Below are 20,694 nucleotides of genomic sequence, written 5' to 3'. Positions count from 1 at the left end.
AACCTTAGCCAAGACTTTATACTCAACCTTATGGTTGGCTACTCCAAAACACCACTGGTTAAAAAACTGGGCATCAAGCCTGGCTTCAAAATGTACGCTAAAAATCCACCCCAAAACTATCTTGCACTTATTGCCCCGCTGCCTGAAAAAGTGACCATCCTTTCTCGGCTGTCTACCGAGCTGGACATGATTCACTTCTTCACAAAATCCAAAAAAGAGCTGGTAAATGGCATGATCTGGGTCTCCTGGCCAAAAAAATCTGCAAAGGTACCCACAGACGTCACGGAAGATGTAATTAGGGACATTATTTTGCCTTTAGGGCTGGTAGACGTGAAGGTTTGTGCCGTTGATGAGGTGTGGTCAGGTCTCAAGTTGGTTATCCGTCGGGAAAATCGCACATGATTGGGTAGGGTGTATCGTTCAGATATTAGGCATGCTGCACGGCTGATTTTGACCTTTTCCTGGAGCTGCGCAGCGTAACAATCATTGCCCAAATGAAACAGATGGCCCCAACTAACGCTTGCCCCAACGGCGTTAGCTCTAAAATGAGCCGCAAGCTATCCTCTGATGGTTGCAAAACGGTTGCCAGGGCGTAAACGGCCGTTGCCAATCCCGGCATCACAAACAATATCGGCAGGTAACGCATCTGAATCTTTCCACTTAACGATTGCAACAGAGAACCAGCGTCCGTACGGCGGCGGTGGAAGTAAAGGGGTAGGCAAACGGCCGTTACCAACACAGCTAAAGGAATGAAACCCAACGGGGCAGCCGGAAAAGAGAGCGTTCCGTAGAAAAAGAGCAATATTAGGCCCAGCAAAACGCGCTCCATGCGGCTTGGCTTAAAGCTTGGTAGCCAAGCCCCCCGCCCCAGCAGCCAATGAGCCCCCACAAGCATCAGCGTAAACGCGAAAGCGTGCAGCCCAAACTCGGCAATCGGCCACTGCCCTGGGCTTGCAAAATCTGCAAACGTCTTAGGGAGCCAATAAGTGATAGACCAACTACCCCACAATAAACCAGCTAGCGTACAGCCCAGCAACAGCCGCTGCCACTGGCCAAAACGCAACCATTTGCGCACCAAATACCAGCCAAACACAACCGACAACAGACCGTGCCAACCAACAAAGTAGCTGGCCATCAGTGGGTTCAGCAAACCTGCCTCAAAAATGACAGGGGTCAACACGCCTTCGGTAAGAAAAGCAAATAGCCCGGCAATCAGAAACACTTGAGGAAGCTCCTGCACGCAAAAACTGTCCACCGCCCACACACAAGCGTAAACCACCACGCTGTAAAACAAAATCAACTCCACGATGGCATACCCTTGCGGATACCAATACATTTTTTCGGAAAAGAATACGTGTACGGCCGTTACCAACAACACAAAAGCAAATCGTTTCAATAATTGGTTCATATCGTTGTCTCTCCGTTAGCGCCAGCCGCGCGTTTCCGTTTCAATTAGAAGCTGGTCAAAAGCAGGTTTGGGTGAGCCGTCCCCGGTTCGCAACCCCAGCGTGGCCAGGAAGCTCACAAAGGCAGGGTCATCGAGCCGATAGTAGTCGGTCATGTCGGCAACGGCCGTTTCGGGCATATCGGTCAGCCAGGTGTAATTCAGCACCGGAATTTGCTCGGCGTGGTCGTCCCAGGCCAGAAAAAGCTCATGGATAAACTGTGCCTGCATCGCCTCAGAACTGCCGTTGGCTGTGCCAGTTGGGTAGCCCACTTCCAGCAGATGGATTGTTTTGTCGGGGAAAGCGTCGGCAAGCGTTTGGAAATCATCATGAACGGCCGTTGGCGGGCGCACCTGAAAACCACCATCTAATGGATAGTAAGTGACCAATACCACATCGGCATGCTGATTGAGCGACTGGATGGCGGCTGCCCGCTCATCAGCAATTCCTTCAAATGTGACTTTGCTGCCAACGAGGGTATTGGGCCAAAGCGTGCGGGCATATGCGGCCGTTTCCACAAAAAATGTCTCATACGCTCTCCACTGCGCCACATCGCTGCCTAAATACAAATCAATTTCATTACCAATCGCCAGCGATTGCGGTGTAAGTTCGGTTAACTGGGCAGCCACGTAATCGAGCAAGCTGTTAAACCGGGCAATCAGTTCGGGATCGTCAAACGATTTGTCCGCCAGGTCAGCGGGTAGACGTAGATTGTTGGTATCAATCACCGAGATGGCCAGCGAAACCTGCATTTGCTGTGCCGGATAGTACGCATTGGCAATCGCCAGCCAGTTGGGATCGGGCTGGTAAATGCCGGGAGCAATTTCTATATCGTCCCAGTAAACCGAGAGGGATGTGGCCTGCGCTCCCGCAGATTGCGCCAGCCTAAAAGCGTCGTCAAACGGCTCGCCCTCGGCCTCGGTGATGCTGAGATGAAAGAGACGGCCGTTGGCCTGGGCGGTTGGTTCTGTAGGCACGGCCGTTTCGGTTTGGGTGGGCTGCGGGGTAGATACGGCCGCCGCCTCACATCCACCACTCAAAAATAGGATTAACAACGAAATGATAAGTATCCGGCGCATGTTGAATCTCCAAAAAAATCTGCGTGACCTGTGGTTTCTAAGGAAAATTACCAACAGCCCTGCAAAAAGTTGCAGGATGCTCGCTTAATCGCTATCTTGAGACTAGCGGGGAATTCCGATCTGACTGAACTGTGAGGGTAAAAATGAGCAAGAAGAAATGGAAAAAGCTGGCCAAGTTTGTCTCCCAATCAATGACGGCCAAAGGCATTCCGGGCGTGGCCGTGGGACTGTGGCACAAAGGCAAGAACCGCACGGCAGGATTTGGGGTCACCAATATGGATCATCCCCACGATGTGACCGACATGACGCTGTTCCAAATTGGCTCCATCACCAAAACATTTGTCGCACTGACAATTGTGCAGTTGGTGGAACAGGGCAAGCTAGATTTAGACGCGCCGGTGCGTACCTACCTGCCCGATTTGCAAACGCAGGAAGCAGCCACAGCGGCAAAAGTCACCGTGCGTCATCTGCTGACGCACATGGCGGGCTGGGATGGCGATCTGTTTCACGATACTGGCAATGGTAAGGACGCGCTAAGTCGCTACGCGAAATTACTGGCCGAACAGCCACAGATTTTGCCGCTAGAAACGGCCGTTTCCTACAACAACGCCTCATTTTCTTTGGCAGGCCATCTCATCGAGCAGGTGATGGGACGGCCGTTTGAAACCGTCATTAACCAACAAATTCTGAAGCCGCTGGGAATGAGTGACGCCTTTTTCGGCGCTCGCGACGTGATCACCCACCGCTTTGCCGTGGGGCACGGCGGCGGCAAGGTGGCCCGACCCTGGTATTTGGCCCGCTCCGCTTACCCGGCAGGCGGGCTGTGCTGTCACGTGAAGGATTTGCTGGCATACGGCCGTTTCCACCTCGGCGACGGCACCTCCAACGACCAAAAACTCATCAGTCCTGAACTGCTAAAGCTGTGCCACACGCCACAGTTTCCCATTTGGGGCAAAGAATCAATTGGGCTAGCCTGGTTTGTAGACGATCGGGCAGGCACGCGCGTCTGGCGACACGGCGGTGGTACGAAGGGGCAGGTCACCCTGCTGGCCATCGTGCCGGAACATGAACTGGTGCTGGTTTGCTTTACCAACGGCGAAAACGGTGGCGCACTCACCCGCGAGGTAATGGAATGGGTGATGGCACATTACCTGGACACACCCATCCCCCAGCCGGAACCAATTGCGTACGAAACGGCCGATCTCGAACCATACGTCGGCAAATATGATCGCGGCTTTGCCGACATTGAGCTGGGCATCATTGGTGGCAGGCTGATTGGGCAGCAGGCACAGCGCAAAGGGTTCCCCGACCAGCACACGCCGCCACCGCCTCCCCCACCCCCAGCAACCTTGCTGCCCGTAGGTGAGGATCATTTCATTGTTGCCGATGGCCCGATGACAAGAGCCGAAATCCATTTCATCCGCAATGCCGAAGGCGCGATTGGCTGGCTGCGCCTGGGAATGAGAGCTTACAAGCGCGTACATTCGTAGGGGCAGACCCCCGTGTCTGCTCGATTTGGGCGCACACGGGGTTGCGCCCCTACAAGCGATCCAATTATTTCAGGAGAAAATTATGAAAGCGGCCGTTTACGAACAATTCCAACAACCGATCACCATCCAAACTGTGCCAGACCCCACGCCAACGCCAGATGGTGTGGTGATTGAAGTCAAAGCCACTGGCCTTTGCCGCAGCGATTGGCACGGCTGGATGGGGCACGATCCCGACATCACGCCGCCACACGTGCCGGGGCATGAACTGGCAGGCGTCGTCGCTGCCGTGGGTAAAAAGGTGACCCGCTGGCAGGTTGGTGACCGCGTAACGGTGCCGTTTGTGTGTGCCTGCGGCCGTTGCCCCGAGTGCCAATCTGGCAACCAGCAGGTGTGCGATTTTCAGGTTCAGCCCGGTTTTAACCATTGGGGTTCATTTGCGGAGTACGTCGCCATTCATTACGCTGACGTGAATTTAGTGCGCTTGCCGGAGGGTATGGCATTTGAAACGGCCGCTTCCCTCGGTTGTCGCTTTGTCACCTCTTTCCGAGCCGTAGTGGATCAGGGCAAGGTACGGGCTGGCGAATGGGTGGCCGTCCACGGCTGCGGCGGCGTGGGACTCTCCGCCATCATGATTGCCAACGCGCTCGGAGCCAACGTCATCGCCATTGACATCGCCGATGACAAGCTGGATTTTGCCCGCCAGATGGGTGCAGTTGCTACAGTGAATGCCGCCAAAACGCCCAAAGTGGTGAAAGAAGTCAAAATCATCAGCGACGGCGGGGCGCATCTGTCGATTGATGCGCTGGGCAGCCCCACCACCTGCTACAACTCCATCTCCAACTTGCGTAAGCGCGGCCGCCACGTGCAAATTGGCCTCATGCTGGGCGACCACGCCGCCCCCGCCATCCCCATGAGTAAAGTCATCGCCTACGAACTAGAAATTTACGGCAGCCACGGGATGCAGGCCCACAACTACCCCGCCCTCCTGCGGATGATCGAAGCGGGCCAGCTCCAGCCACAAAAGCTCATTGGGAACACGATTAGTTTGGCGGAAACGGCCGTTGTCCTGCCCCAAATGGATCAGTTTTCAAGCCGAGGAATTACCATCATCAATCAGTTTGAATAGCGCGGCACTTTCTTCTAGTACCAGCATGGAGGATTGATTTTTCTCTCTTGAACCATTAAACTCGTTACCTTCAATATAATATAGAAATTAGAAAGCCGGAAAATGCAGAATGGTTAATATAGAATCTCAAATTCGCCGGGAATTGTGGGGAGCAATATCAAATTCCTATTTAGCGGAAAATTATACTAATTCGATTAAAGATGCTATGAGTTTTCTTACGGAAATTCTTCGTGATAAGTCCGGCGAGGATGGAGACGGTTACCAGTTGGTTGGAAAAGTTCTTGGTTTCAGTCATTCAAAAAGGCCCAAAATTCAAATTAACAAACTCCAGACTGAAACAGAACAAAGCATGCAAAAAGGTCTCGAAGAGATTCTCAGGGGGATGTATCGATTAGTAAGAAATCCAAGAAGCCACGAACAAATTTCCGATACTAAAGAAACTGCAGATGCCATTGTTCTATTTATCAACTATTTACTTGATTTCCTTGGTGAATCTACCTATACCTTCACAATTGAGGAATATGTTAGTAATGTAACCGATAATTACTTCGTTACGAATCGTGACTATGCGGATGGGCTAGTTGAAAAAATTCCTGTTCGAAAAATAAACGATACTTTGATTGCCGTATATCGTGCCAAAGGTTGGAGAAACGCTACCAACTTTGAGCTCGTGATAAAGTCCATTCTTGAGCGTATTAACGATAATGAAAGCATATTGGAGAACTTCTTTAATGTTGTTTCAGAAGAAATCCAATACACGGAAAAAGCATCGGATGTAAGCTTAATTATCAAGATGATTCCGCCACATTTGTGGCCAAGAGTGAACAAGCTGTCCAGAATGCGAGCAGAGAACATTCTTCTTAAAGATCTAGAAATCGCATGGGTAAACCCCAGTCAAGGAGAAACAACTCAAAGAGCTTGCACATGGATTGTGCGGATATTAAATCACTTTCTATTAATAGATGATTTACGTAAAACAATATTGGCTAAAATTCGCAATGTCGATTTTGATCATCAAAATATGATAGCGGCATATTTTATGCGTGAATTGCCAATGATTTTCACTGAAACTGACACATCGCATATTTTAGCACTCTCAAACGCAATCAAAAACGGCAATAAGGTTATAAAGAATGCTATAGAAGATTTTTATGAATTCTTCCCCACCCAATGGAAAAATGCTCTCGACCACCATTTAAAGCAACTACACGATAAAGAGAGCAATAAGGTTTTTTCTTTAAGTTCAAGCATCAATCTTGAATTATTTGTGCGTAAAGACAATCCCGCTAATCAAGAAGAAGACGATATTCCTTTTTAATCTCCACAGCAATGAACGCGCACTCCTTATGCTCTAGAAATACCTTCTTTGTGTGGGCTGTGGCTGGCATCTCGCCATGCCACATTTCGCACTCATAGATTTAAGCGGCTCGGAGAGGACACCGGCTGCAGCAGGGTAGCAGAACTAAATTGGGCATGATATAACTTCGTCATGTCACCAGCCGTCTTAACCGCCAAGCTCTACCTCCCCCCACCCAGACCCAAGCTGGTTGTGCGGCAGCGGCTGTTAGACAAGTTGAACGAGGGTTTGGACGGCCGTAAACTCACCCTCGTTTCTGCCCCCGCCGGATTTGGCAAATCAACCCTCCTCAGCAGTTGGCTACACGACGCACCATTTGCCGTCGCCTGGCTGTCGCTGGATGAAGATGACAACGACCCGGCTCGATTTTTGCTTTATTTGATTGCTGCCCTGCAAACGGCCGTGCCGGACGTTGGCCAAAATTTACTCCCCATCCTGCAATCCCCCCAGCCGCCACCCAGCCAGGCAGTCCTAACTCCGCTACTCAATGAGCTCACCCAGCATACCGCGCCCGTTGTGCTGGTGCTGGATGATTACCACCTCATCGAGGCGCAGCCCGTGGACGAGGCACTCACCTTTTTGCTGCAACATTTACCGCCGCAGCTGCACCTCGTCATTGCCACCCGTGAAGACCCACCCCTGCCGCTGGCTCGGCTGCGGGCGCGCGGCCAGCTTACCGAACTGCGCGCCGCCGACCTGCGTTTTTCCCACGACGAAGCCAGCGACTTTCTCAACAAAGCAATGGAACTGAATTTGCCCGCTGCTCACATAACCGCCCTGGAAGCCCGCACCGAAGGCTGGGCTGTCGGGCTGCAGCTAGCCGCGATTTCGCTGCAAGGCCAGGCAGACAGCAGCCAGTTTATCGACTCATTTACCGGCAGCCATCGTTTTGTGCTGGATTATTTGGTGGAAGAGGTGCTGCACCAGCTTCCCGCCGCTACCCAGCACTTTTTGCTGCACACCTCGATTTTGGAGCGTCTTTACGGCCCACTTTGCGAGGCAATTTTGACAGACGCAACACCCGGCAGCGGGGCGCAAACGCTGCGCGAATTAGAGCAGGCCAATCTGTTCATCATTCCCCTGGACGATGCGCGGCGTTGGTACCGCTACCGCCATCTTTTTGCCGAGCTGCTGCGCCAGCGGCTGCAGCAGGAAGCCGCCAGCAACGAGGCGGATTTGCATTTGCGGGCCAGCATTTGGTACGAAGCTAACAATTTGGAGATTGACGCTTTTCACCACGCCACCCTCGCTGGCGACATTGAGCGAGCGACGCGATTGGTGGAAGGCGGGGGCATGCCGCTGCACTTTCGGGGCGCGGTTACGCCCGTTTTGAACTGGCTTGGAGGTTTGCCAATGGCCGTTCTCGATCAAAATCCGGTGCTGTGGGTGTTGTACGCCTCTGCGCTGCTCTTTGTGGGGCAACTCGCCGACGCCGCTCAAAAAGCCGACGCCGCCGAAGCTGCCCTGGCACACGCCGAACCAAATGAGGCCATTCGGGACCTCATTGGCCACGTCGCCTCCATTCGGGCTACCCTGGCCATCTCCCAGCATCAGGTAGAAACGATTATTGTCGAATCCGAACGTGCCCTGGCCCATCTGCACCCGAAAAACCTGCCGGTGCGCACCGCCACCATCTGGTCGTTGGGCGTGGCCCACCTGCTTCAAGGGAATCTCGCCGCCGCCGCCCAGGCTTTCACCGAAGCCATCAGCATCAGTGAGCAGATCGGCCATTTTATCATTCACATCATGGCCACCCTCGGCCTGGCGCAGGTGCAGCAGGCGGAAAACAAACTAACCCTGGCCGGAGAAACGTTCCAGCGGGTTCTGGCAATCATCGGCGAGGCACCGTTTCCCATTGCTGGCGAAGCCCATTTGGGACTGGCGCAAATCAGCTATGAACAAAACGATTTAGCCGCTGCCAAAACCCACATCAACAAGGCAATTCCGCTGGCCCGTCAAATCATCGGCACCGACCGGTATGCTGTTTGCCAGCTCATGGCCGCGCGGCTCAAGCTGGCAGCGGGGGATGTGCCAGGTGCAGAAGCAGCTCTCGCCGCAGCGGAACAGTTTGTGCAGGCACACAGTTTTGCGTATTTGCTGCCGGAGATTACGGTCGTACAAACCTTGCTCAAAGAACCAACCAGCCAACCCCTGGCCGACCCGCTCAGCCCGCGCGAGCTGGAAGTATTGCAGCTAATCGCCCAGGGATTGTCCAACCGGGAGATTGGGGAACGGCTATTTCTCACCCTCAACACGATAAAAGGGCACAATCGGCGCATCTTTGGCAAGCTCCAGGTGCAGAGGCGCACCGAAGCAGTCGCATTGGCTCGCGAACTGGGGTTGTTGTAACCACGCCCATCCTCAATTAACACTCCCAAACAACACTTTGGTGTCTATACGGCCGTTCTCTCCACCGCTATCATTCACCCATGTCTAAGCAAAAACCGAACCCGCCCGTTTACCAAATCCGCATTAAAGAGCAGCTTAATCCGTGCTGGGCAGATTGGTTTGGCGAGCTGGCCATCACCCTGGACAACGATGGCGCCACCTTGCTTACGGGGCCAGTGGTAGACCAGGCGGCCCTCTTTGGCATCTTGAAAAAAGTACGCAATGCTGGCCTGACGCTCATTTCGGTCAATTGCGACTGCTGGTAGGGGTGTACCCCCGTGTACACCCAGAGTGGGCAGACACGGGGGTCTGCCCCTACCAATGTTGTTGAATGTTTGGAGAAAAATAATGAAAGCAATTTTGTTTGAAAGCTATGGTTCACCCGATGTCCTCGAGCTTAAGGAGGCAGATAAACCTACCCCAACAGCGAACGAGGTGTTGGTAAAAGTACACGCCGCCGGAACTAATCCGCTTGATTGGCACAAAATGCGCGGCGCACCAGTTTTAGTGCGTCTGACTGATGGTTTACTCAAGCCCAAAGATAATCGGCTGGGGGCAGACGTGGCTGGCACCGTCGAAGCCGTCGGCAGCGAAGTCAGTTCGTTCAAAATTGGGGACACTGTTTTTGGCGAACGTGGCGTGGGCGGTTTTGCCGAATATGTTTGCGTGCCAGAGAAACTTTTGGCGCACAAACCAGATAATCTCACCTTTGCCGAAGCGGCAGCGGTGCCCGTGGCAGCACTCACGGCACTCCAAGCGTTGCGAGACAGCGGCAACATTCAGGCAGGGCAAGCCGTGCTGATCAATGGGGCATCCGGCGGCGTAGGCACGTTTATGGTGCAGTTAGCCAAACATTTTGGGGCAGAGGTTACGGCTGTATGCTCCACCCGCAACATCGAGTTGGTACAAAAACTTGGTGCGGCTCACATCATTGATTACACGAAAGAGAAGGTGGTAGGAAACGGCCGTCAGTACGATGTTGTTCAGGACAATGTGGGCAACCTAAAAGCGTCCGATTTCCGGCGGCTGCTCAAACCACAGGGCGTTGGCGTGATGGTTGGCTTCACCACCATTCGCCGGATGCTGGGCAACGTGCTGGCCGGTCGCTGGTCTGCCTTTCGCGGCGGGCCAACCATTAGCCCCATGCTGGCCCATCCCAACAAAGAAGATATGGAGCTGCTGCATGAGCTTTTGGCCCGAAATGTGCTGAAACCGATCATTGATCGCTGCTATCCGTTGGCAGAAACGGCCGAAGCCATCCGCTACCTGGAAACTAGCCGCGCTCGTGGCAAAGTTGTCATTTTAATGGAGGAAACCCGATGAAAGCAGTTGTTTACAAAGAGTACGGCCCACCCTCGGTGCTGAAGTTGCAAGAGGTAGCCAAACCAATCCCCAAAGAAAACGAAATTCTGGTCAAGATTCACGCCGCCTCGCTCAACTTTGGCGACCTGCTGGCACGTAAAATGAACAGCGTAACGCCCAGCAATTTCACTATGCCCAGCCCGCTCTGGCTGCCCACGCGCCTCACCTTTGGCTGGAGCCATCCGCGCAACGGCATCCTGGGCAGTGAGTTCGCCGGGGACGTTGAAGCCGTTGGCAGCCAGGTCACGGAGTTCAAAGTTGGAGATGCCGTTTTTGGCTATCGTGGCCCTAGCATGGGTGCCAACGCTGAATATATCTGCGTACCCGCCGACAGCCTGGCCGTCCACAAGCCAGCCAACATGAGCTATGACGAAGCAGCAACTGTCCCGTACGGCGGCTTAACTGCACTCTCCCTGCTGCAGAAAGTAAACGTGCAGCCGGGGCAAAAGATGCTCATCAACGGTGCATCTGGGTCAATTGGGGCAGCGGCCGTGCAGCTAGCCAAACATTTCGGTGCGGAAGTGACGGGCATTTGCGGTACGCCGCGCCTCTCGTTTGTACGGGAATTGGGTGCAGATCATGTTATTGACTACACGCAAAATGATTTCACCCAAAATGGAAAGCAGTATGATCTGATTTTTGATATTTTGGGCAAGCAGTCGTTTGCAGCAGTAAAAGGATCGTTGACGGCAAACGGCCGTTACCTGTTGGCCAGCTTCAAAACGAAACAGCTCAGGCAAATGGTGTGGACCAGCATCATGGGCGGCAAGAAGGTTATTTGCGCCCTCTCCAGCGAAAGCCGTGAAAACCTGCTCACCCTCAAAGAACTGATTGAGGCGGGCGCATACAAAGCCATCATTGATAGGCGGTTTCCTTTGGCAGAAACGGCCGTTGCCCACCAATATGTTGAAACAGGCCACAAACAAGGCCCTGTTGTTATTACGATGAACGGAGTTGCATAAGTATCTGTCCAAACATTGGCCACAGAGTTCACAGAGAACTCAGAGGGAAGGTTCATTTCTCAGATTTCCCTTTTTCCTCTGTGGCTTTTCGGGAAGATATTAAGGAGTAAACAATGAAACGTGAAGAGATGTTAATCGAAGTAGGCGAATTGCTAACCAATCTGGATAAGCCCGCCCTGCGCCTTTTTGATGCAACAGTGCTATTTTTCAGGCAAGATTCAGAGGCAACCGCCTACGAACAATACATGGCAGGGCATATCCCCGGCGCCGCCTTTTTTGACCACGACGCCTTTTCTGACGCTAGTAACAGCTACATGTACATGCTGCCAACAGAAGAAAAACTGGCAGCACAAATTGGCAAGATTGGCATTTCAGAGGATTCAGAGGTGGTGTTTTACACCCACGACCTGCTGCCAACAGCTACCCGCGCCTGGTGGGTGCTGCGCTACGCTGGCCACAACAACGTGCGGGTGCTCAACGGCGGGCTTGCTGCCTGGAAACAAGCGGGCGGTATGGTCGAGCAAGGAACCAACAGCTACGCGCCTGCAACATTCAATAGCGAGCTTCGTCCACAGATGATTGCCAGCAAAGAGGACGTGCTGGCCGCAATGGGAAATGGCGCGGTCTGCACAGTCAATACGCTCAACCCAGAATCGTACAACAACGGCCACATTCAAGGTTCTTCACTGCTTCCTTGCTCCGATTTAATGCACGGCATGGCGGCATTCATCTCCACAGAAGAGATAGCCACCAAGCTACAAGAAGAAGCAGAGCATGAGCGCATCATCACCTACTGCGGCGGCGGATTTGCTGCCACCGTCAATGCGATGGCTCATCTGATGGCCGGGAATGAAAATGTGGCGGTTTATGATGGCTCGATGGATGAATGGGCTGGTGAAAAGCTGCCCATCACCGCCAAAACGGCCGTAAACTGACAAACAAAGCGGTCCGCCGCTGGCAAAATTCCCCAGGCCGCTTACAATTTGCCCATGACAAATAATTCCCAAGAGATTCAAGGTGCAGGCAAGTTAACGGTTGAGGCTGTTATCGGCATCACAGATATTGTGGAGTCGATGCATCAAACCATTCTAAATATTGGCGGGCTGTTAGGTGAAACCAATTCAAATCGGACCAAAGGCATTACGGGCCTGGTTTACAGCAACATTCGCTCTATTACCAAAGTTGTGGGCAAAGGGTTGGATGTTTCGCTCAACCAGTTGGGGGAGCGTCTTGAAACGAGCGAATCTACCTCTGGCAAGGAAGCATTCCTGGCCGCGTTAAATGGTCTACTCGGCGATTATTTAGCGGCCACTGAAAACCCGCTGGCGATCCCGATGTATTTTCGTCGTGAGGGCAGGCCGTTAACAAAGGCGGGAGTTGCGGAAATGATTGGGGCGTCGAACCGCCGTATCGCCATCATGGTCCACGGCTCCTGCATGAACGACTTGCAATGGCAGCGGCAAGGGCATGATCACGGTGCCACCTTATCCCGCGATCTAGGCCTTACCCCGCTTTACCTTCATTACAATACCGGACTGCACACCTCTGAAAACGGCCGACTTTTTGCCTATCTTCTGGAAAGTTACCTGGCTGAATCAAACCAGCCCATCGAACTCGTCATCGTTGCCCACAGCATGGGGGGCCTGGTGGCCCGCAGTGCTTGCTATTATGGGGAACAATTTGGCCATGCCTGGCTGAATAAGTTGCAGAAGCTCGTTTTTTTAGGCACGCCCCATCATGGCGCACTGCTGGAAAAGGGGGGCAGCTGGATTGATAAGTTGTTGGAAATTAACCCTTACAGCGCACCTTTGGCTCGTCTGGGCAAGGTTCGCAGCAGCGGCATCACAGATTTGCGCTATGGCAATGTGGTAGATGAGGATTGGCAAGGGCAAGACCGCTTTGAACTTGCAGGAGACCAACGAACGGCCGTACCTTTGCCCAAAGAGGTTGCCTGTTATGCAATCGCTGGAACTGTGGGCAACAAAGCCAGCAAGGTTAAGGATGTACTGATTGGCGATGGGCTAGTAACCGTGGACAGCGCGTTAGGCCGTCACCGAAAACCTGAGCGACATCTTCTGTTTCTAGAAACCCAGCAATGGGTGGGGCAAGAGATGAACCATTTCGAGCTGCTTAATCATCCAGAAGCGTATGAAACCATCAAAAAATGGCTAGCAGCTTAATGAGTCAAGCCGCCAGGGTCTACGAACGAGTTGTCATTATATTTCACGCAAAGACGCTAAGTGCTCTGTAAAGCAAATTTGTTAGTAAACATAGTTATCGAATAAACTTGTGGAATGGCAAAACATATAAAACTTCCACAAAATGAAAAAACTGAACTTGAACAATTGATAAAGTCGGGTGAACACAAAGCAAGGGTGATCAGTCGGGCAAGGGTGTTGCTTCTACTCAACCGCAGCGAAGGGGAGAAGAGAACCTTGGCTCAAGTCGCAGAAGCAACCATGCTATCCAATGTTACTGTCAGCCAAATCAAACGACGTTACTTTGAAAGTGGTGTGGACAGAGCGTTGTACGACCAACCACGATCAGGGCGGCCGGTGACAAAAATGACTGGAGATGTAGAAGCACAACTGATTGCCTTGACATGCAGCGAACCACCAGAGGGGTATGACCGGTGGACACTGAGATTATTGGCTGATGGGCTGGTAAAACTAGAGGTGGTTGATGAGATTAGTCACACCGCCATAGGAAATAAGCTAAAAAAAATGAACTCAAGCCTTGGCAAGTAAAATCGTGGTGTCTGCCCAAACCTGGGGCACGCTTTGTCGCCAAAATGGAAGATGTCCTCTCCGTTTATGAACGACCCTACGACCCGAAACGGCCGATGGTTTGCCTGGATGAAATTCAAAAAGCGTTGCGGTCAACACCAAGAGGTGAAATTCCGCTGCAACCAGGACAACCCGTTCGAGAAGACTATGAGTACCAACGACATGGGAAGTGTTCCCTTTTTCTGGCCGTCGAACCATTAGCCGGATTTCGCAAAACATGGATTTATCCACAACGCCGCAAGATTGAATTTGCACAGGTGTTGAAATCATTAGTCGACGAGGTTTATCCTGATGCAGAGACGATTGTCTTGGTTGTGGATAACTTGAACATTCACCATATCGCTTCTTTATATGAACGGTATGAACCAGCAGAAGCACGCCGGATTGCGGACAAACTTGAATGGCATTACACACCAGAGCATGGCAGTTGGCTCAATATTGCTGAATGTGAATTATCTGTTTTACGTCGTCAGGCATTGAAGCGACGGAAGGTGGATATTGACGAAGTTCGCAACCAAGTAGCAGCTTGGGAAACACAACGCAATAAACGCCAAGTGGGTGTTGATTGGCAATTTACTTGCACTGATGCTCGCATTAAACTGAAGCGACTTTATCCAATTGTTAACGTTCAGTAATTTGTTAACGCCTTATATTTCTAAATATACTTTGTTTACAAAGCACTAAGGCCCTAAGTTTTTTCCTTTGCGCCTTAGCGTCTTTGCGTGAGTTAATCAATAGCCACCATCTCTAATCGCCAGAAAAGGAAAGTTTGTTATAATCCCAGCCGCCGGTAGCAGAAAAGGGCACCTCGCCTGTACCCGGCAGCGCATTCAGCGCAACCAAAACTGCGGGCTCCAGAACCCGCCAATAATTAACGAACAGCATAAAGTGAACCAAAGCAGACCTTCGAGTCTGTTTTGTTGCTGTGTGCTGTCGGGAGATTTTTTATGACTGTTTTAACGCAAACAAAAGGAAAACAAGAGTCGGCAAAGGCGGCTGCAACGGCCGTTCCCGTTGCAGCCGTCATCGTGGTAGCTTGCTACATCGGGGCGCAAATGCTCTCAGACATCACCAGCCTGAAGATTGGCCTGGTGGCTGGCTACGCTGTAGACATGGGCACATTTATCTACCCCATCACCTTCACCCTGCGCGATTTGGCTCACAAAACGCTGGGCAAACGGAACGCCCAGGCACTCATTGTGATGGCGGCCGTCATCAACCTGTTTATGGCCGCATATCTGGCCTGGGCAGCAAGCGTCCCCAGCGATCCCACTTGGGGGCTAGGTGCCGAGTTCAGCGCGATTTTAGGCCCGCTGTGGCGCATCGTTATCGCCTCAATTTTGGCCGAACTGGTCAGTGAGCTAATCGACACGGAGGCGTACCATTGGTTTGTCACCCGCGTCACCCAAAAATACCAGTGGGCAAGGGTACTGTTTAGCAACAGCATCAGCGTGCCGATTGACAACGTTATTTTTGCCGTCGGCGCGTTTGGCCCGCTTCCCTTTTTGCAAGACCATTTCCTCACCTTACCCTGGGCAGTTGTGTGGCAAATTTTTGTCTTCAACCTGGTTGTGAAGTACGGTATGACGCTCATCAGCCTGCCGCTGATTTATCTGACGCCTAAAACAGAAAAGTAGGCAAGAATATTATGAACAAGTTGACGATTGCTTCGCAAATTACATTTTTGTATTACAAGGATTTAGCCGCCGCCCAGCAATTTTATGAGGGCATTCTGGGGTTGGAGTTGGTTGAAGATCAGGGCTGGGCCAAGATTTATCAGGTCAATGGCACTGCCTTTGTGGGGCTGGTGGATGAAGCACATGGCTCGCTGAAAACCCAGCCGGAAAACGCGGTAATGATCACGTTCGTGGTAGATGATGTGTCGGGCTGGTATCAACATCTACGCGAAAATAGCGTGACAATTTTGCGCGAATACGGCCGTTCCGAATCCATCCAAATCGAATACTTTTTCGCTGAAGACCCAGGTGGTTACACGTTGGAGTTTGAGCGGTTTTTGAAGCCGGAGCTAACGGCCGTTTTCAACCTACCAGAATCGTAGAGACGTTGCAATGCAACGTCTCTACAACATGATTTACCCTGCAAACGTATTGGGCGCCAAAATGGGTGCCGGGCAGTTCACCACAAAGCCGTTCGGATGGCTGTCGGGGACGCCATTAAACTGCTCTAGCTCCCCGGAGGCCAACAACTCGCGAATTTCTGCCGACGAGGTAAGCACCCGCGCCTGACTCTCATCCACCCAGCTTAAGGTGAAATGGTTCCAAAATGGGCTCCAGGCAGCCTGCCCCGCTTTGTTGTCAAAAATGGCGGGCTGGAAGCCCATCACGCCACTACCGGGGATGCCGTTGGCAAACACCCAAATCTCATCAGTGCCGCCAGACTCCATCAACGCCTGGGTTGGCTCAGAAGCAGGCACGCTCATCATGGGGGCCATGCCTGCACTGGAAGTATCGGTAAGGATGTAGCGGCTGCCGGGATAACATTGGTGCAGCTTAAAGTTCACAGTCATTGCGGCCGTATCTATTGGCTCCACAAGCTGACCATTACCAAGTGTCGCCGTCAGTTCATCATCAACGGCCAACTCGCCACCAGCCCACTTAACCACAGGGTAGTTGACGTAGACGCCCGTTTCTGTAGTCTCAACATAGCCATCGGCAACGGCCGTTTCCACGTCAGCCGCAGAGCCTGTGCCAGCACGGGGGTCGGTAATGTTCACTTCAATAATGTGGAAAAGAGAGATGTAGTCAGCGTCGGAGGGAGCACTGCCCAAAACAGGGGGTAAATCTTCATTAGAGAACACATACAGCGGTTTGGCAATACTTTGCCCCTGGTTTAGCAGTGGCACAAAGACCAATCCATTTTCTGTGGCGTAGGTTTGGTCCGAGCTATCCGTGCGGATGAAATAAATCGGTTCACCGTTATGCCGCCCTTCATTCAGACGAAACTTCACCCAACCAAACTGACCGCTCCAATCGTTTGTTTCCAGGGCAAAATCAAGGACATCTTTGGCCATGACTTCAACCCCTTCGCCTAACTCTGTTAAAGATGGGGCGGCAGTGGGCGGCACAACGGCCGTTGGCTCTGGCACGGCCGTTTGCCCACCCCCACAAGCTGCTAATAATGTGCCTGCGCTGCCTAAAGCTGCGAGGCTAAGAAACTGTCTACGCGAAATTTCTTGCTTTTTCAATTGCCTTTGCATATGGACTCTACTCCTTTCCATGCCTTGTGCCCATTCGCAGAATAATGGCTGTTTCACAGCTTGGAATTGGCGAATGGGCTAAAAGGTGCCATTCGGTTCCAAAACGGTAATTTAATTGCGAACGGCTACTTAGCAACACCAGTCGTTGACAGGGGAAAGCAGTTGTGCGAAGATTCAGACGCAATGCCTGCTTAACGGCTCGTGTTGCACCCATTGATGTACCCATGTGACCTTGCCGGGGAGCATGGGTACGTTTTTTTATCAGGTTCTACAGAACCCACTCGCAGTATAAGCCAGATTGGTCATACTGTTGTAAGTTGTCCTACAAAAGCACCGCTATTCCACCGTGACGCTTTTAGCCAAATTGCGCGGCTGGTCCACATCGCAGCCACGCCAGACGGCAATGTGGAGGCTCAGAAGCTGCATCGGAATAGTGTTCAAGATGGATTGCAACAGCTCCGATGTTTCTGGCACCTCAATGACGTAATCTGCCTCGCGCCGAATCGCTTCATTCCCCTGCGTGGCGACGGCTAGCACCACCCCACCCCGCGTTTTGGCCTGCTGAATGTTGCTGACCATCTTCTCGTACAGCCGATCATTGGTCGCCAAAGCCACCACCGGCATCGTCTCGTCGATGAGGGCGATAGGGCCGTGCTTCATTTCGCCTGCCGGATACCCCTCGGCGTGAATGTAGCTGATCTCTTTGAGTTTTAATGCCCCTTCCAGCGCAATTGGGTAGTTGATCCCTCGCCCCAGGAAGAGAAAATCCTGTGCGTTGTGGAATACGCTGGCCAAATTTTCATACACCGCTTCATCTTCCAACAGTTGTCCCGCTAAATTGGGAATGTGGGCCAGATCATCTACCAGTTGGCGCATTTTTTGCGGCTGGATAGTGCCGCGCAGTTGGCCCAGCGCACAGCCCAGCATGTACAAATCCGCCAGCGAGGTGATGAACGCCTTGGTGGAGGCGACGCCGATTTCTGGCCCGGCCTGCATGGCGATGTAACCGTCAGACATACGCATTGCCTGGCTGCCAATGACGTTGACAATTGACCAGAGCGTGGCCCCTTTGGCCTTGGCTTGATCGCACGCTACCAGCGTGTCGGCCGTTTCACCAGATTGGGTAATGGCAAGTACGGCCGTCTTCTCATCCAAAATCGGGTCGTAGTAGCGAAACTCAGAACCATACTCCACCTCAACGGGAATCCGCGCCAGCGATTCGATCATGAATTTGCCGATTAGCCCAGCATAGTAGCTGGTGCCACAGGCCACAATGACGATTTTGTTGAGCGCGTTGACCAAATCGGCCGTCAGGTTCATCTCTGGCAAGGAAATCGTGCCCTGCTCAAAATTCACGCGCCCGCGCATGGTGTCGATGAGTGCCTGCGGCTGATCGTGAATCTCTTTTTCCATAAAATGTTTGAATTCACCTTTAACGGCACTCACCGGATCCCAATTTATTTGGTGTATCTTTGGTTTGATGGGATTCCCCGCCAAATCAGTTACCTGATAACCGTGGCGGGTTACCACAGCGAGTTGGCGGTTCTCCAAAAAGACCATGCTGCGCGTATATTCCAATATGGCGGGAATGTCTGAGGCCACAAACATCTCATCCTGGCCAACGCCCAGGGTAATACCGCCCGCATTGCCCAGGCGGGCACAAATGAGCTGGTCTGGCTGGTCTACGCTCATCACCACAACGGCGTTGGCACCTTCCAACTGCATTAGTGTTTGGCGCACGGCCGTTTCAAATGGCAGCCCACTCTCCAAATACCGCTCTATCAACTGCACAATTACTTCGGTATCTGTCTCCGATTCAAAGTTGATACCTTCAGCCAGCAACTCTTCCCGCAGTGGTAAAAAGTTTTCCACAATACCGTTATGAACCACCACCACACGGCCGTTCATGCCAATGTGGGGATGCGCATTTCGCTGGCTAGGTTCGCCGTGCGTCGCCCAGCGCGTATGCCCAATACCAATTTCACCCCCCAGCGGCGACTGGGCCAGCAAGCCACCCAGGTTGTTCAGCTTGCCCACGTCGCGCCGAATAGCAATACGGCCGTTTTGCTCTAAAACCGCAATCCCAGCCGAATCATAACCGCGATACTCCAGCCGCTTTAACCCTTCATAAACCACATCTGCCGCGTCTCGCGCACCAATATACCCAACAATGCCACACATACCGTTTAGCCTCCGCTAATGCAGGAAGCAACATGCAACAAAGCATAAAAGCCTCACCGGCTTCAGCCCAGCACCTGCCTTACCTGCTGACGAACGTGTCCAAATCCAATTGCGAAAAATGGAGGTGTCCCTTCGATAAATTTAAAATTGGTCAATGCCAGATGTTTTGTACAGGCAGTCACCTGCCAGCTTTCACATCTTGCTCTCTTTTGAAGGGATTATGCCGCTTGCCGGGGAAACGTATGGCAATTAGCTCGACTCAGGATATGACCAACCCTGGGAGGCACCCGCTGAACTTTCGCTTTTCCGAGACAAAAATGGATTCATCCGAATCGCTTTTTTTGCCCGTTAGCATCCACCTGAAGTGGAGAACCTCCTCCGCGTCTCCCGATTTTTAGTAATCAGTTGGTCGGTGACCAGTAATCAGTTTTTGCTTGCTTGGCAAATCACTGTTTACCGAATACCAAAATCGGGCCTTGCGCTATCGACCCTTTGCTTACCTATTTTTCATAGGCTCGCTTATGCAATTGTGCGCGGGTTTTTATCTTTTTTGGGAGAAGATGGCAATAGAAACCGTCAATTTAGCTGGAAATCGGCCGTTTTTATTAACCTTTGCTGAGTCCTATGACTATTTTCTGATTAGACGGGCTTGACGGCTGTCCAATTCGTCCCGTAAAATTAGCCAGCCTAATCATTAGGTGACCAAACTATTCGCAAATATCGCAAATAGGCAACTATACTATTTGCAAACAGCTCGCGGGAAGGTGGAGTCAGCAACGGCCGTTCCCAACCTATTTTTAATCATTTCAAATCTATTTATGGATACCAATCGTCACCAGATTGCAGTCTCAATCCTGCAAATCATACCGTCTGTTATGCGCCTGCTGGCTGCTGAGTTGCGGCAGGGCAACACTCCCCTGCTGCCGCCACAGCTGGGCGTGCTCACCTTGCTGGCAACCAAATCACACAATCTCAGCGAATTGGCCGAGCAGCACGCTGTGAGCTTACCAACTATGTCTAGTACAGTCAGTAAGCTCGTCGCCGCTGGCTGGGTAGAACGGCAGCGGTCGCAGCAAGACCGCCGCGTGGTGATGCTGGCACTGACACCAGCAGGGCACGCCGTTATGCAAGAAATTGGCGAAAAGCTAGTGGCCCAAGTTGCCGAACAACTGACGGTAATTCCCGGCAGCGATCTCAAAACATTAGAAGACGGGCTGGCCATTTTGCAGACCGTCTTTGCACCGTTTGTCATTAAAAACAGTGGGGCCAGCAGCGACGCAACGCCCCAAAACAGTGATTAA

Annotated in this window: 19 protein-coding genes; 15 read left to right on the top strand and 4 right to left on the bottom strand. The window is 52.2% G+C overall.

Translation table 11 applies throughout. The annotated features are described in order from the left end of the window. Positions 1-90: 90 nt before the first annotated feature. Entirely contained in the window at positions 91-402 is a 312-nt protein-coding gene (locus ACOQPU_RS07360; protein WP_420644475.1) for a DUF3052 domain-containing protein, read from the top strand. Positions 403-427: 25 nt separating this feature from the next. On the opposite strand, the gene ACOQPU_RS07355 is transcribed toward ACOQPU_RS07360, so the two are convergent. Together ACOQPU_RS07355 and ACOQPU_RS07350 are read right to left on the bottom strand one after the other, a co-directional pair. Next, positions 428-1,408 (bottom strand): hypothetical protein, encoded by a 981-nt coding sequence (locus ACOQPU_RS07355; protein ID WP_420644474.1) that lies wholly within the window; start codon positions 1,406-1,408, stop codon positions 428-430. Between the two features lie 15 nt (positions 1,409-1,423). Then, complete coding sequence (locus ACOQPU_RS07350) at positions 1,424-2,524, bottom strand: hypothetical protein (RefSeq protein ID WP_420644473.1); 1,101 nt, start codon at positions 2,522-2,524, stop codon at positions 1,424-1,426. Positions 2,525-2,667: 143 nt separating this feature from the next. On the opposite strand from ACOQPU_RS07350, the gene ACOQPU_RS07345 reads away from it, so the two are divergent. The 13 genes from ACOQPU_RS07345 (at position 2,668) to ACOQPU_RS07285 (ending at position 16,054) form a co-directional block, all read left to right on the top strand. Continuing rightward, positions 2,668-4,014: a serine hydrolase domain-containing protein gene (locus ACOQPU_RS07345; protein ID WP_420644472.1), complete on the top strand. Its 1,347-nt coding sequence runs from the start codon at positions 2,668-2,670 to the stop codon at positions 4,012-4,014. Between the two features lie 82 nt (positions 4,015-4,096). Beyond that, positions 4,097-5,140, top strand: coding sequence for a zinc-dependent alcohol dehydrogenase family protein (locus ACOQPU_RS07340; protein ID WP_420644471.1), 1,044 nt, complete (start codon positions 4,097-4,099; stop codon positions 5,138-5,140). A gap of 109 nt (positions 5,141-5,249) precedes the next feature. Continuing rightward, positions 5,250-6,458 carry a TIGR02391 family protein gene (locus ACOQPU_RS07335; protein ID WP_420644470.1) on the top strand — a complete coding sequence of 403 codons (1,209 nt, stop codon included), beginning with the start codon at positions 5,250-5,252 and terminating at the stop codon, positions 6,456-6,458. Between the two features lie 171 nt (positions 6,459-6,629). Beyond that, positions 6,630-8,846, top strand: coding sequence for a LuxR C-terminal-related transcriptional regulator (locus tag ACOQPU_RS07330; RefSeq protein WP_420644469.1), 2,217 nt, complete (start codon positions 6,630-6,632; stop codon positions 8,844-8,846). 80 nt (positions 8,847-8,926) lie between these two features. Next, positions 8,927-9,151, top strand: a complete 225-nt coding sequence (locus ACOQPU_RS07325; RefSeq protein WP_420644468.1) for a hypothetical protein — start codon at positions 8,927-8,929, stop codon at positions 9,149-9,151. A gap of 82 nt (positions 9,152-9,233) precedes the next feature. Further along, positions 9,234-10,208, top strand: coding sequence for an NAD(P)-dependent alcohol dehydrogenase (locus ACOQPU_RS07320; RefSeq protein WP_420644467.1), 975 nt, complete (start codon positions 9,234-9,236; stop codon positions 10,206-10,208). Beyond that, positions 10,205-11,209 (top strand): NAD(P)-dependent alcohol dehydrogenase, encoded by a 1,005-nt coding sequence (locus tag ACOQPU_RS07315; RefSeq protein ID WP_420644466.1) that lies wholly within the window; start codon positions 10,205-10,207, stop codon positions 11,207-11,209. The genes ACOQPU_RS07320 and ACOQPU_RS07315 overlap by 4 nt, the downstream gene beginning before the upstream one ends. A 113-nt stretch (positions 11,210-11,322) precedes the next feature. Next, positions 11,323-12,144 carry a sulfurtransferase gene (locus ACOQPU_RS07310; protein ID WP_420644465.1) on the top strand — a complete coding sequence of 274 codons (822 nt, stop codon included), beginning with the start codon at positions 11,323-11,325 and terminating at the stop codon, positions 12,142-12,144. Positions 12,145-12,198: 54 nt separating this feature from the next. Further along, positions 12,199-13,389, top strand: coding sequence for a hypothetical protein (locus ACOQPU_RS07305; RefSeq protein ID WP_420644464.1), 1,191 nt, complete (start codon positions 12,199-12,201; stop codon positions 13,387-13,389). A gap of 114 nt (positions 13,390-13,503) precedes the next feature. After that, positions 13,504-13,956: a helix-turn-helix domain-containing protein gene (locus tag ACOQPU_RS07300; protein ID WP_420640814.1), complete on the top strand. Its 453-nt coding sequence runs from the start codon at positions 13,504-13,506 to the stop codon at positions 13,954-13,956. An 11-nt stretch (positions 13,957-13,967) separates the two neighbouring features. Beyond that, positions 13,968-14,630, top strand: coding sequence for an IS630 family transposase (locus tag ACOQPU_RS07295; RefSeq protein WP_420645803.1), 663 nt, complete (start codon positions 13,968-13,970; stop codon positions 14,628-14,630). Positions 14,631-14,942: 312 nt separating this feature from the next. Further along, positions 14,943-15,632: a queuosine precursor transporter gene (locus ACOQPU_RS07290; RefSeq protein WP_420644463.1), complete on the top strand. Its 690-nt coding sequence runs from the start codon at positions 14,943-14,945 to the stop codon at positions 15,630-15,632. 11 nt (positions 15,633-15,643) lie between these two features. Continuing rightward, positions 15,644-16,054, top strand: a complete 411-nt coding sequence (locus tag ACOQPU_RS07285; protein WP_420644462.1) for a VOC family protein — start codon at positions 15,644-15,646, stop codon at positions 16,052-16,054. 33 nt (positions 16,055-16,087) lie between these two features. Here ACOQPU_RS07285 and ACOQPU_RS07280 read toward each other — a convergent pair whose 3' ends face one another. Both ACOQPU_RS07280 and glmS read right to left on the bottom strand, forming a co-directional pair. Next, positions 16,088-17,212, bottom strand: a complete 1,125-nt coding sequence (locus tag ACOQPU_RS07280; protein WP_420644461.1) for a twin-arginine translocation signal domain-containing protein — start codon at positions 17,210-17,212, stop codon at positions 16,088-16,090. A 336-nt stretch (positions 17,213-17,548) separates the two neighbouring features. After that, positions 17,549-19,393 (bottom strand): glutamine--fructose-6-phosphate transaminase (isomerizing), encoded by a 1,845-nt coding sequence (gene glmS, locus ACOQPU_RS07275; protein ID WP_420644460.1) that lies wholly within the window; start codon positions 19,391-19,393, stop codon positions 17,549-17,551. Positions 19,394-20,136: 743 nt separating this feature from the next. Between glmS and ACOQPU_RS07270 the strand changes: the two genes are divergently transcribed. Continuing rightward, positions 20,137-20,694, top strand: coding sequence for a MarR family winged helix-turn-helix transcriptional regulator (locus ACOQPU_RS07270; RefSeq protein ID WP_420644459.1), 558 nt, complete (start codon positions 20,137-20,139; stop codon positions 20,692-20,694).

It is taken from the genome of Candidatus Leptofilum sp. (assembly GCF_965223285.1).
Taxonomy (GTDB): domain Bacteria; phylum Chloroflexota; class Anaerolineae; order Promineifilales; family Promineifilaceae; genus Leptofilum.
This window is presented reverse-complemented; position numbering and strand designations above follow the sequence as displayed.